At 67.8% G+C, this 12767-nt stretch carries 11 protein-coding genes; 3 read left to right on the top strand and 8 right to left on the bottom strand.

Features of this window, described 5'->3' with window-relative positions; genetic code table 11:
* Nucleotides 1-40: 40 nt before the first annotated feature.
* Nucleotides 41-1189 (bottom strand): 3-deoxy-7-phosphoheptulonate synthase, encoded by a 1149-nt coding sequence (locus M2428_RS17710; RefSeq protein WP_277527271.1) that lies wholly within the window; start codon nucleotides 1187-1189, stop codon nucleotides 41-43.
* A 403-nt stretch (nucleotides 1190-1592) separates the two neighbouring features.
* On the opposite strand from M2428_RS17710, the gene M2428_RS17705 reads away from it, so the two are divergent.
* Entirely contained in the window at nucleotides 1593-2942 is a 1350-nt protein-coding gene (locus M2428_RS17705) for an alpha-hydroxy acid oxidase (protein WP_277527270.1), read from the top strand.
* Nucleotides 2943-3044: 102 nt separating this feature from the next.
* On the opposite strand, the gene gdhA is transcribed toward M2428_RS17705, so the two are convergent.
* The 3 genes from gdhA to M2428_RS17690 all read right to left on the bottom strand — a co-directional run bounded on the left by gdhA (nucleotide 3045) and on the right by M2428_RS17690 (nucleotide 6385).
* Nucleotides 3045-4382, bottom strand: coding sequence for an NADP-specific glutamate dehydrogenase (gene gdhA / locus M2428_RS17700; RefSeq protein WP_277527269.1), 1338 nt, complete (start codon nucleotides 4380-4382; stop codon nucleotides 3045-3047).
* Between the two features lie 149 nt (nucleotides 4383-4531).
* Nucleotides 4532-5080: a metalloregulator ArsR/SmtB family transcription factor gene (locus M2428_RS17695; protein ID WP_277527268.1), complete on the bottom strand. Its 549-nt coding sequence runs from the start codon at nucleotides 5078-5080 to the stop codon at nucleotides 4532-4534.
* 81 nt (nucleotides 5081-5161) lie between these two features.
* Nucleotides 5162-6385 carry an acetoin utilization protein AcuC gene (locus M2428_RS17690; RefSeq protein WP_277527267.1) on the bottom strand — a complete coding sequence of 408 codons (1224 nt, stop codon included), beginning with the start codon at nucleotides 6383-6385 and terminating at the stop codon, nucleotides 5162-5164.
* A gap of 117 nt (nucleotides 6386-6502) precedes the next feature.
* On the opposite strand from M2428_RS17690, the gene M2428_RS17685 reads away from it, so the two are divergent.
* Entirely contained in the window at nucleotides 6503-7933 is a 1431-nt protein-coding gene (locus tag M2428_RS17685; RefSeq protein ID WP_277527266.1) for a potassium transporter TrkG, read from the top strand.
* A complete protein-coding gene (locus tag M2428_RS17680) occupies nucleotides 7926-8612 on the top strand; it encodes a TrkA family potassium uptake protein (protein WP_018775040.1) in 687 nt (228 codons plus the stop codon). Before M2428_RS17685 ends, M2428_RS17680 begins: the two co-directional genes overlap by 8 nt.
* A 75-nt stretch (nucleotides 8613-8687) precedes the next feature.
* Here the strand turns inward: M2428_RS17680 and proC are convergent, their stop codons facing one another.
* From proC to M2428_RS17660, 4 genes are all read right to left on the bottom strand, one after another.
* Nucleotides 8688-9521 carry a pyrroline-5-carboxylate reductase gene (gene proC, locus M2428_RS17675; protein WP_277527265.1) on the bottom strand — a complete coding sequence of 278 codons (834 nt, stop codon included), beginning with the start codon at nucleotides 9519-9521 and terminating at the stop codon, nucleotides 8688-8690.
* Between the two features lie 438 nt (nucleotides 9522-9959).
* Nucleotides 9960-11255 carry an RNA polymerase sigma factor gene (locus tag M2428_RS17670; protein ID WP_277527264.1) on the bottom strand — a complete coding sequence of 432 codons (1296 nt, stop codon included), beginning with the start codon at nucleotides 11253-11255 and terminating at the stop codon, nucleotides 9960-9962.
* 19 nt (nucleotides 11256-11274) lie between these two features.
* Complete coding sequence (locus M2428_RS17665; RefSeq protein ID WP_277527263.1) at nucleotides 11275-11616, bottom strand: YciI family protein; 342 nt, start codon at nucleotides 11614-11616, stop codon at nucleotides 11275-11277.
* 113 nt (nucleotides 11617-11729) lie between these two features.
* Nucleotides 11730-12734 carry a Ppx/GppA family phosphatase gene (locus M2428_RS17660; RefSeq protein ID WP_277527262.1) on the bottom strand — a complete coding sequence of 335 codons (1005 nt, stop codon included), beginning with the start codon at nucleotides 12732-12734 and terminating at the stop codon, nucleotides 11730-11732.
* Between the last annotated feature and the right edge of the window lie 33 nt (nucleotides 12735-12767).

The raw sequence follows: 12767 nt of genomic DNA, 5'->3' as shown, positions 1-12767 counted from the left end.
CTCCGAAAATCTCGCACTGCCCGCGCCTCCTGTTCAACCATCAGGCACGCGTCCGGCGGGTGCGGGCCGAGGCGGCCAGTTGGCCAAGTACCGACGCCGTCACATCCCAGTCCATGCAGGCATCCGTGACGCTCTGGCCGTAGACCAGCCCGTCCCGGCCGGCGGCTGCATCTTTGCCTGTAACTTTGCCTTCGGCTGTAACGTCGGCGTTGACCTCTAGGTTTTGCGCCCCGCCCACCAGGAAGCTCTCCAGCATCACGCCGGCGATGGCCCCGGCCGCGGCTCCGGCACTTTCCAGCTGGGCACCAATTTCAAGGGCCACCTCGGCCTGACGGTGGTGGTTCTTGCCGCTGTTGGCGTGGCTGGCGTCGACGATCAGGCGGGGGTTCAACTGCTTCGCGGCGAGTTTGGCGGAGGCCGCCGCAACGTCAGCGGCGGAGTAGTTGGGTCCCTTGCGTCCGCCGCGGAGGATGACGTGGGTGTCCGGGTTGCCGGCGGTGGCCACAAGAGCGGCCCGGCCGTCGTCGTCGATCCCGAGGAACGCCTGGGCGGCAGCGGCGGCGCTGCACGCATCCAGCGCCACTTGGAGGTCGCCGTCTGTTCCGTTCTTGAAGCCGATCGGCATGGACAGCCCGGAAGCCAACTGGCGGTGGATCTGGCTCTCCGTGGTGCGGGCACCGATCGCGCCCCAGGCCACCAGGTCCGCGACGTACTGGGGGCTGATGGGCTCAAGGAACTCGGTGGCGGTGGGCAGGCCGAGGGCGGTGACCTGGCGCAGGAACGCCCGGGCCGCGCGCAGGCCCGCGGCGATGTCGTGGCTGCCGTCCAGGTGGGGGTCGTTGATCAGGCCCTTCCAGCCCACCGTGGTGCGCGGCTTTTCGAAGTACGTGCGCATGACGATCAGCAGGTCTTCGCGGTGCTTCTCCGCTTGGCTTACCAGCCGGCGGGCGTATTCCAGCCCGGCCTTGGGATCGTGGATGGAACAGGGACCCACAATGACGAGCAGCCGGTCGTCCACACCGTCCATAATGGCCCGGACCTCGTCCCGGCCCCGTCCGACGACCTCGGCTAGGCGGGCTTCCAACGGCAGTTCCGCCATGAGGTCCTGCGGAGTGGGGAGCGGGGTGAACTCGCTGACGCGCAGGTTCGAGGTGGGGTGCTGGGTGCCGGGGGCTGCTTCGATGCTCATGTTCGGGTCCTGTTCCGGATGCGGAGCGGGCCCTGATCAGAACCCGCCGGAGAAATGGCGAAGGGCAGAGAATAATCTCTGCCCTGTTGGCTCTGAAGGAAAGTTGGATGCGTGTCAGTTAGACGCGGGCCCCTCCAGAGCCAACGAAAAATACGCATACCAACGGTTAGTCATAACGTCGACCATAGCTCCGGAGCCGCGGCCGGGGCAAACGCCGGGCGTAACATTTCGCCGGACCCACGGCCCCGGGACGCCGCCCCAGCTCTCGAGATGGCAGTTCGCGGCAGTGTTCGGCGCCAACACTGCCGCGAAGTGTCACGTCGACGCACACCGGCACCACCTAGAGTGTGAGGAACCCCAGCATGAGCACCGACCACTCACTCCGACCACAATGGAGGCAGCCATGACGCAGACCGTCCCGCCCGGCAACCCCGAGGCTCCGACCACTCCCGGGGCCACCGCCGCGGACTCTGGGGCGTCCGCGTCCGGGCATGAAGCAGAGGCGGCGGCCGGCCGCGGACTCCCTGCCGCACTGAAGCGGCGGGTGCCCAAATACGCCGATCTTGCTCCTCTGATGCAGTTCAAGAAGCCGGAGTTCAGCCGGGCCGCCAGGCTGCGCCGTGCGAGTACCATCTGGGACCTGCGGGACATGGCCAAGCGCCGCACGCCGCAGGCGCCATTCGACTACACCGACGGCGCCGCCGAGGCCGAAATCTCCCTCCGCCGCGCCCGCCAGGCGTTCCTGGACATCGAGTTGCGGCCCGGGGTCCTGCGTGACGTCTCCAGCATCGACCTCAGCACCGACATCCTGGGCGGGCCGTCCCGGCTGCCGGTGGGGATCGCGCCCACCGGGTTCACCCGGATGATGCAGTCCGAGGGCGAATACGCCGGCTCCCAGGCCGCCGCAGCCGCCGGCATTCCCTATACCCTCTCCACCATGGGCACGGCGTCCCTGGAGGACGTGGCCGCGGCCGCGCCCACGGGCCGCAACTGGTTCCAGCTCTACCTGTGGACGGACCGGGACCGTTCGCTGGAACTGATCCAACGTGCCGCCGCTGCGGGCAACGACACCCTCATGGTCACGGTGGACACCGCCGTCGCCGGCGCCAGGCTCCGGGACGTCCGCAACGGCATGACCATCCCGCCCGCCCTGACGCTCAAGACCGTCCTCGATGCGTCCTACCGGCCCGCGTGGTGGTTCAACTTCCTCACCCATGAGCCGCTGACTTTCGCCTCGCTGTCCCGGTACGCGGGCACGGTGGCGGACCTGATCAACTCCATGTTCGACCCCACCCTGACCTACGCCGACCTCGACTGGCTGCGCGAGACCTGGAAGGGCAAGCTCGTGGTCAAGGGCATCCAGACGGTCGACGACGCCCGCAAGGTGGTGGATCACGGCGCGGACGGGATTGTGCTCTCCAACCACGGCGGCCGCCAGCTGGACCGGGCACCGATCCCGTTCCACCTGCTCCCCGAGGTCTCTGCCGCGCTGCAGGCGGACCGCAGCGAGGCGGCGATCATCCTGGACACCGGCATCATGAGCGGCGCGGACATCATCGCCGCCCTCGCCCTCGGCGCCGACTTCACGCTGATCGGCCGCGCCTACCTGTACGGGCTCATGGCCGGCGGACGGGCCGGGGTGGACCGTGCCCTCCAAATCCTGGAGAAGGACATGGAACGCACCATGGCCCTGCTGGGCGTCAGCCGGATCGCGGATCTCACCCCCGAACACGTGCGGCTTCTCGGCACCTAGTCCGCCCGACATATCCCTGCGGAAATGACGGTGGCGGCAGTGTCTGTCGAAGAACACTGCCGCCATCGTTGCCCCGGCACACGGGCAACCGGAAGATCAGACTTAGATGAGGCCTTGGGCGAGCATCGCGTCGGCCACCTTCACGAAGCCGCCGATGTTCGCGCCCAGCACGTAGTTCCCCGGGTCCCCGTACTCGTCCGCGGTGGCCGCGCAGCGGGCGTGGATCCCTACCATGATCTCCGTGAGCCGTTCCTCGGTGTGCGCGAAGGACCAGGAGTCGCGGCTGGCGTTCTGCTGCATTTCCAGCGCGGAAGTCGTCACGCCGCCCGCATTGGCGGCCTTGCCCGGCCCGAACAGAATGCCGGCTTCCTGGAAGACCGCGACGGCGTCACGCGTCGAGGGCATATTGGCCCCCTCCCCCACCGCCAGCAATCCGTTGCGGACCAGCCGGGCAGCGGCGTCGCCGCCGAGCTCGTTCTGCGTGGCGCACGGCAGCGCGACCGTCGCGTCGACGTCCCAGACAGAGCCGCCCTCCACGTAGGAGACGGCGGAGCGTCGGGCTTCGTAGTCCTTGAGCCGTCCGCGTTCGACCTCCTTGATCTGGCGCAGCAGCGCGACGTCGATCCCGGCCTCGTCCACGATGTAACCGGAGGAATCGGAGCAGGCCACAACGGTGGCGCCGAGCGCTTGGGCCTTGGCGATCGCGTTGATGGCGACATTGCCGGAGCCGGAGACCACCACCCGCTGGCCGTCGAAAGACTGGCCTCGGGTCTTAAGCATTTCCTCGGCAAAGATCACGGTGCCGTAGCCCGTAGCTTCGGGCCGCACCAGCGAACCGCCCCAGGAGATGCCTTTGCCTGTGAGGACACCGGATTCGTAGCGGTTGGTGATCCGCTTGTACTGTCCGAAGAGGTAGCCGATTTCGCGGCCGCCGACGCCGATATCCCCGGCAGGGACGTCGGTGTACTCGCCGATGTGGCGGTACAGCTCTGTCATGAAGGACTGGCAGAAGCGCATGATTTCGGCGTCCGAGCGTCCGCGGGGGTCGAAATCGGAGCCGCCCTTGCCGCCGCCGATCGGCATGCCGGTCAGGGCATTCTTGAAGATCTGCTCGAAGCCGAGGAACTTAATGATTCCAAGGTTTACTGAGGGGTGGAATCGCAGGCCACCCTTATAGGGGCCCAGTGCTGAATTGAACTCCACCCGGAAGCCGCGGTTGATCTGGAAGCTGCCGGCGTCGTCCGTCCACGGCACGCGGAAGATGATCTGCCGTTCGGGCTCGCAGAGCCGCTCGAGGACGGCACCTTCAAGGAACTCCGGGTGGCGGTCGTGCACCGGTCCGAGGCTTTCGAAGACCTCGATGACTGCCTGGTGGAACTCCCTTTCGCCGGGATTCCGTGCCAGCACCGTGTCCCGGATGGCTTCAAGCCGTGCGTCCATTGCAACTCCCTAAACCTCAGCGCCCCTCAGCGGGGCGCAACAATCCAGCCTTTCCATGGTTGCACTGGGTCGGAAAGGACTTCTATTCGAGGACCTAAGGGCGCCCCCTGTGACAAAAACGGGGTGGCGAAGGACACAAACGGCCCGGGCTACTTCTTGCGGCCGAACTTGGGCAGGTTGGCCAGGAGATCGGCGGCTTTGGTGGCCGCACGGCCCACGGTCCGCCCGATCTGCTGGGGCATCCTGTCCTCCCCTGCCGTTCCCACCGGGATGACGACGGCGGGGCTCAGCGGGCTGCCGGCAGGGCGGGCCGCCAGTGCTGCGGCGGGCTGCGCGGCGACTGGCTGCGGGAAGGCCGCCGCGGCCAAGCCGTCCGGGACGGCGGCAGGACTGGATTCGGGGTGGCGGGCTGCGGCCGCGTCCGCTGTGGCGGCGGGGCCGACGTCGAACGCCTGCAGCCAGTTGGCGATCCCGGCGAGCGGTTTGGGGTTGAGCGTGTAGTACCGCTTCTGGCCCTGGGCGCGCATGCTCACCAGGTCCGCTTCGCGGAGGACTTTGAGATGCTTGGAAATGGTGGGCTGGCTTGCTTCAAGCTCCTGGACCAGTTCCCCCACTGCTTTGTCCCCCTTGCGGAGTGCTACCAGAATGTCACGCCTGGTTGCCTCAGCAATGACGGCAAATACGTCGTCTGTCACCATGCCCTCCACACTAGCGACATATACGCCAGATGGCATCCACCAATTGCTGCCTTGGCGCCGGGCCTTAACCCGGGCCCGGACCTAGTCGAACCAGGGGTCCAGTCCGTGCAGGGGAAACACTTCCTTGCGGGTGGCCATGATGCTGCGGTCCACTTCGTCGTTGGGGTCGAAACCCACTTCCCAGGACCGCCACCAGAGGTCGACGTCGTCGCCCATCGCTTCGGGGGGCTCTACACCGAACTTGGCCCCGTACTTGTCTTTGACGTAGCGTCGCCAGTCCTCCGGAACCGGGGTGCGCAGCGGTACCGGCCGGCCGGCGGCGATGGCGATCAGGTGGCTCCAGGAACGCGGCACGACGCTGACGACGTTGTAACCGCCGCCCCCTGTGGAAATCCACCGGTTCTCGCAGTAGCGCGCGGCGAGGTTGGCGATGGCCGTGGCGGCCTCGCGCTGGCCATCCACGCTGATGTTCAGATGGGCGAGCGGGTCAAGCCGATGCGAGTCGCAGCCGTGCTGGCTGACGATGACTTCCGGCTCGAACGCTCCAATGAGCTGGGGCACGACGGCGTGGAAGGCCCTCAGCCACCCGGCGTCCGCGGTGCCGGCCGGGAGGGCGACGTTCGCGGCACTGCCTTGCGCGTTGGGGCCGCCGATCTCGTTCGCGAAGCCGGTGCCCGGAAAGAGGGTCAGCCCGGATTCGTGCAGCGAAATAGTCAGCACGCGCGGATCGTCCCAGAAGATGCTCTGCGTGCCGTCGCCGTGGTGAGCGTCGACGTCGACGTAGGCCACGCGCTGGACGCCGCCATCGAGCAGCCGCTGGACCGCGAGGGCGGCATCGTTGTAGATGCAAAAACCGCTCGCGCGGTCCCGGGAAGCGTGGTGCATCCCGCCGCCGAAGTTCACGGCCCGCACCGCGCTGCCGTCAAGGACGGCTGCGGCCGCGAGCAGGGAGCCGCCGGCAAGCCGGGCGCTGGCTTCGTGCATGCCGGCAAAGGCGGGGTCGTCCTCGGTTCCGAGGCCCCGGGCGTGGTCGGGGGTGTCCGGGTTTTCGCTCACACGCCGCACGGCGGCCACGAACTCAGGACTGTGGACCGCGCACAGCTCCGCGTCGGCGGCGACGTCCGGTGCCGCCACCGTGACGTGGTCCAGATCCAGCAGCCCCAGGCTGGCGGCCAGCTTCGCCGTGAGCTCCATGCGCTCCGGCGCCATCGGGTGGGAGTGGCCAAAGTTGTAGGCGGTCATGGCAGGAGCCCACACCACCGTCGTTGGCAGCGCGGTCTGAGCGAGTCCGGGCAGGAATGTCATCAATCACAGGCTACCCGAGCAGCCCCCGGCTTCCCGCGCGTGCAGGGGTGCTCCCCCGGTCATTACCGGACTTTAGTGGTTTACTACTTGGGGAAGCAGTTTCAACCGAGGAAAAACATGACGCAAAGCCAGTCGAGGTCCAAGAGCCCCGCCAGCTGGCAGCCAGGTATGCCGGAGCGGGAAGGCCTGTGGATCTTCACACGCCTGCGCGACTTCATTGACGGTATCGCAAACAGCTCGCCGGCCCGCCTGGCGCTCTCGGCCTTCGGCGTCGTGATCCTGGTCTTCACCGCTTTGCTCTCGCTGCCCTTGGCTTCCGCGACGGGACAGGTCACACCACTGCATCAGGCGTTCTTCACCGCGGCGTCCGCTGTCTGCGTCACGGGCCTGACCGTGGTCTCCACGGCTGTGCACTGGTCCTTCTTCGGCCAGCTCGTGATCCTGGTCGGCATTTTCGTGGGCGGCTTGGGCACCTTGACCCTCGCGTCGCTGCTGGCGCTCATGGTCAGCAAGAGACTCGGGGTCCGCGGCAAGCTAATCGCCCAGGAGGCCATGAATGCCGGCCGGCTGGGCGAAGTCGGTACGCTGCTGCGGATCGTGATCGTGACCTCCGTGGTGATCGAGGCCGCTTTGGCGCTGGCCCTCATCCCCCGCTTCCTGATCCTCGGGGAGAGCTTCCCGCAGTCCCTTTGGCACGGCATCTTCTACGCCATTTCGTCCTTCAACAACGCCGGCTTCACGCCGCATTCGGACGGAATCGTCCCGTACGAAACCGATCTCTGGATCCTCGTCCCGCTCATGCTCGGGGTGTTCCTGGGCAGCCTGGGCTTCCCCGTGGTCATGGTGCTGCACCAGAACGGGCTGCGGTGGAAGAAATGGAACCTTCACACCAAGCTGACCATCCAGGTGTCCTTCATCCTCCTCGCCGCCGGGACGGTCCTCTGGGGCTTCCTGGAGTGGGACAACCTGCGCACCATCGGGGACATGGACCTCGGCGACAAGGTCACGCATGCGCTGTTTGCCTCCGTCATGCTGCGTTCGGGCGGGTTCAACCTTGTGGACCAGAACCACATGGAGTCGACCACCATGTTGCTCTCCGATGCCCTCATGTTCGCCGGCGGCGGCTCCGCATCCACGGCCGGCGGCATCAAGGTCACCACCATCGCCGTGATGTTCCTGGCGATCGCCGCCGAGGCCCGCGGCGACGCAGACGTGAAGATCTATGGCCGCACCATCCCCGAGGGCACCATGCGTGTGGCCATTTCGGTGATCGTCGCCGGCGCCACCCTCGTCTCGGTCTCGGCCCTGCTGCTCCTGCACATCAGCCATGCGTCCCTGGACCGGGTCCTGTTTGAAACCATTTCCGCCTTCGCCACGGTGGGCCTAAGCACCAACCTCAGTGCAGAGTTGCCGCCGTCGGGGGTTTACGTCCTCGCCTTGCTCATGTTCGCCGGGCGCGTCGGGACGGTCACCCTTGCCGCCGGCCTGGCCCTGCGCCAGCGCAGCCAGCTGTACCACTACCCGGAAGAGAGACCGATCATTGGCTAGTTCCTCAGGCGCCGTCAACCGCCCCGCCCACAACGCCCCCGTGTTGGTGATCGGGCTGGGCCGTTTTGGCGCATCCACCGCAGAGCAGCTGGTTAAGCAGGGCCGGGAGGTCCTGGCCATTGAGCGCGACCGCACCCTTGTCCAGAAGTGGGCGAGCGTCCTGACGCACGTCGTCGAAGCCGACGCCACGAACATCGACGCCCTCCGCCAGCTCGGCGCCCAGGAATTCAGTTCCGCCGTCGTGGGCGTGGGCACCTCGATCGAATCCTCGGTGCTGATCACCGTGAACCTCGTGGACCTCGGGATCGAACACCTGTGGGTCAAGGCCATCACGCCCTCGCACGGCAAGATCCTGACCCGGATCGGCGCCAACCACGTCATCTACCCGGAGGCTGATGCCGGCGTCCGCGCCGCGCACCTGGTCTCCGGGCGCATGCTGGACTTCATCGAGTTTGACGATGACTTCGCGATCGTCAAGATGTACCCGCCGCGCGAGACCGTGGGTTTCACCCTCGATGAGTCCAAGGTCCGTTCCAAGTACGGCGTCACGATTGTGGGCGTGAAGTCCCCGGGCGAGGACTTCACGTACGCGCGGCCGGAAACCAAGGTTTCCTCGCGGGACATGCTCATTGTTTCGGGCCACGTGGACCTGCTCGAACGGTTCGCTGCCCGCCCCTAAGCCACAACTGGCGCCCACCGGGGCCCGGAGCCACAGCCGGCGGCCGCCGGTGGCCCCGGTGTTCGCTTGGCAGGCTCAGGCGAGCTGCCGGGTGATTTCTGCTGCGCGCTCAGCGGCCGCCCGGGCGCCGTCGGCGATGATGGCCGGCAGTCCCCGCTCGTCAAACGTGGCAATGGCCCGTTCGGTGGTGCCGTTTGGGCTGGTGACCGCCTTGCGCAGGGTGGATGGATCCGCGCCGGGCTCGGCCAGCATGAAGCCCGCCCCGGCGACCGTCTCGCGGGCCAGCAACAGGGACAGCTCCGGATCCAGGCCCAGCTGCGCCCCGGCCTCCGCCATGGCCTCCGCCAGATAGAAGGCGTAGGCCGGGCCCGAGCCGCTGATCGCGGAGAGGGCGTCCACCTGGTCCTCTGGGATCTCCACCACCGTGCCGACGGCTGCGAGGATGTCCTTGGCGTGCTGGAGCTGCCCGGCGGAGCAGTTGGTCCCGGGCGAGACCGAGACGACGCCGCGGCCCAGCTTCGCCGGCGTGTTCGGCATCGTACGGATGACGGGCTGGCCGGCCGGCAGCGCCGCCTCCAGCTGTGCCAGGGACACGGCGGCCGCGACGCTGATGACGATCGTGTTCGGTGAAAGGGACTCACTGATTTCCCGGGCCAGATCGGCGATGCCCACCGGTTTGACGCCAAGGATTACGACGCCGGAGCCGGTGGCCGCCTGCTTGTTGTTGTCGGGCTCTTCTTCGCCCGCGATGGCCGTGATCCCGTGGTGGCGCTGCGCCAGCTCGGCCGCGCGCTCGGCCCGGCGGACAGTAGCGACGATATCGGCCGGGTCGACGCCGCCGTCTATTAGCCCACCGAGGATTGCCTCGTTCATTGACCCACAGCCCAGGAATGCGATTCGGTTGCTCATGTCCCCATCATTGCAGTCGGACGTGATTCCCAGCCAGCTCACACCTTCACCGCAGTCAGCGCACAACTTCGGTCCCTAACGTAGGAGTTACCTCATTGAGGGTGCGAGTGATGCAGCAGGCATGCGGATGCCTGCCCGGCACCGGTGGTTTGCAGCGGATTTTCCCATTTTTCCCGCAGCGGACCGCCGGTGCCTTTGCCGTTTAAGGAACCGGCTGCCGACGGGCACAGGCACGCCGGGGGGACGCCGTCGGATTGCCAGCTAACGCACAGGGAAATCTCGCCGGGCGCCCATGATCGGCCTCTACCTTGGAAAGTGCCTCAACAGGTGCGAGTGATGATAGTCGGCTCCCCGGAGCCGACGGTGCGCCGGGCGATTGACAGCAGAGTTCCCCCAAGTCCTGCTCCAATCGCCCGGCGCTACTCCTTTTAACCGGCGTCAACCGGCTCCGCCGAACGCCGGGCTGCCGAGCCTGTCCTCCAGGAACCGGCGCTCCGCGGCGCTTCCTGCCAGCGCCAGGGCCCGCCTGTAACCTTCGGCGGCCTCCGGATAGCGGCGCAGGCGCATGAGGAAGTCCGCGCGGACGGCGTGGAAGAGGTAATAGTTCTCCAGTGGCAGTTCCTCTACCGCGGCCAGCGCGGCACCCGGCCCGCGCAGTTCGGCAAGGGCGACGGCGCGGTTCAGCGCCACGACCGGTCCGGGCGCGACGGCCAGGAGCTGGTCATACAACTGCAGAATCTGCGTCCAATCCGTGTCCGCGGCGGTCGGGGCGTCGCTGTGGACGGCGTTGATCGCCGCCTGGAGCTGATACGGCCCGGGACGGTTCCGGCGCAGGCACCGGCGCACCAGCTCCTGGCCTTCGGCGGTCTGGGCGCTGTCCCAGCGTCCCCGGTCCTGGGCCGCGAGCAGTACGAGTCCGCCGTCGGGGGCGAACCGGGCAGCGCGGCGGGACTCAATGAGCAGCATCAGTGCCAGCAGACCCGCCGCTTCCGGCTCGTCCGGCATCAAGGACGCCAGCAGCCTGCCCAGCCGGATGGCTTCCGTGCAGAGCTCCGCACGGGCCGGGCTGTCCGCGGGGCCCGCTGTGTAGCCCTCGTTGAAGATCAGGTAGAGGACCGCCAGCACCGATTGCAGCCGCTCGGGCAGTTCGGCGCCCTGCGGGACACGGTACGGGATCTTGGCATCGCGGATCTTCGCCTTCGCCCGGACCAGCCGCTGTGCCATGGTCGCCTCCGGCACCAGGAAGGCCCGGGCGATCTCCGCCGTCGTCAATCCGCCCAGCAGCCGCAGGGTGAGCGCCACCTGGGCGGACCTGGCCAGGGCAGGGTGGCAGCAGGTGAAAATCAGCCGCAAAGTGTCGTCGTCCACGTCCTCGACTCCTGACTGTTCCGCCAGGAACTGCTCTTCAGCGGCCGGCGCGGGTCCGGTCCCGGACCGCGCCGCCGCCAGCCAGGCCGCCTGCGCATGTTTGTCCTCGCGTGACGCCTCCCTCCGCAGCCGGTCGATCGCCCGGTGCCGCGCCGTCGTGATGATCCAGCCGGCCGGGCTGGGCGGGATGCCCGCCGACGGCCAGTGCTGGACGGCCGCAGTAAAAGCATCCTGGACGGCGTCCTCGGCAATATCGATGCTCCCGAACGTCCGCGTCAGGACGGCTACGGCGCGGCCGTATTCGAGCCGGAACACGCGGGCAATGTCCGCCTCGGTCGCGCCGTCATGTGCACCATGGTCGCCCACAGACGCCCCCTCGGCCCGGCTAGTGCTGGAAGGGACGGACTTCAACGGGAAGAGTGGTGGCGCCGGCCAGCTTCCGCGCCCAGCCAAGGGCCGCGTCCAGGTCCTCGGCCTCGATCACGGTGAATCCGCCGAGGTGCTCTTTGCCTTCGGTGAACGGCCCGTCGGTCACCAGGATCTCGCCGCCGCTGGGCCGGAGGACCGTCGCGGACTCCGCGGGGTGGAGTCCCGCGGCGAACACCCAGGCCCCTGCGGCCTGCATTTCATGGTTCAGGGCCGCCAGGTCACGCATGATCGGTTCGAGGAACTCAGGGTCCGGGGCGGGGCCGTCCGGCTGGTAAATGCTGAGCAGGTACTGCGTCATTTCGGGTGCCTCCTTGGCGAATCAGCCGGCGGTGTGCCGGCCTCTCAGCAATTACACGATCGGGGACGCTCCGGATCGACACGGTCTCGACACCGTCGCGGGCCCGGGCGGCCTCAGGAAGCTTTTTCCGGCGACTGGAGCCGCGCCGGCGGTTGCTCCGCCACATGCGGCGCGGGATCTACGGGCCCCTCAAACACCAACTGGTCCAGGCGGCGAAGGATGAGTCCCTCACGCAGGGCCCACGGGCACGTCACCAGGCTGTCGAACTCGAACATTTCCAGCGCCGCTTCCGCGACGAGGGCGCCGGCGAGGACCTGCGGCGCGCGGGCCTCGGAGACGCCGGGCAGGTGCAGCCGGTCCCCTACCTCCATGGCCGAGATCCGCTGCGCCCAGAGCCCCAGGTCCAAGGCCAGCAGCTCGCGCTTGACGTAGGGCCCGGCAGCGCTGGGGGCTGCGCCGGCGATCCTGGCGAGGGACCGGAACGTCTTGGACGTGCCCGCTACGAGGTTGGGCCGGCCCAGCTTCTCGAATTTGCGCACCGCGGGTTTGAGCGTGGAGCGGATGTAGCGGCGCAGCTCCTTGATGCTCTTGGCCGAGGGCGGGTCCTCGGGCAGCCAGTCGCGCGTCAGCCGGCTGGCGCCGAGCGGAACGGACGTCGCCAGCTCGGGCAGCTCGTCCTGTCCGAGGGCCATCTCAAAGGAGCCACCGCCGATATCCAGGTTCAAGATGGGCCCGGCACCCCAGCCGTACCAGCGCCTGACGGCAAAGAACGTCATGGACGCCTCTTCGCTGCCGGTGAGCTCCCGGAGGGTGACGGTGGTTTCATGCTTGACACGGGCCAGGACGGCCGCGCCGTTGGTGGCCTCGCGGATGGCCGAGGTGCAGAACGCGAGGAGGTCGTCGGCTTTGTGCTTGGCCGCGAATTCCCACGCTTCAAGGACGAACTCGACGAGTTCATGCTGCCCGGCGTCGTCGATGTTGCCGTCGTCGTCGAGGAACTGCACGAGCGAGAGCCGCCGCTTGTGCGAGGCGTAGGGGACCGGACGGGCGCCGGGATGGGCGTCGACCAGCAGGAGATGGACAGTGTTGGACCCGATGTCGAGGACGCCTAGACGCATGGTGCCATTATTCCCCCCACGGAGCGGCTGGCC

Source organism: Arthrobacter sp. ES3-54, from assembly GCF_029504395.1.
In the GTDB taxonomy this organism is placed as follows: domain Bacteria; phylum Actinomycetota; class Actinomycetes; order Actinomycetales; family Micrococcaceae; genus Arthrobacter.
The sequence above is the reverse complement of the archived record's forward strand: the minus strand, read 5'-3'. Positions and strand labels throughout refer to the sequence as shown.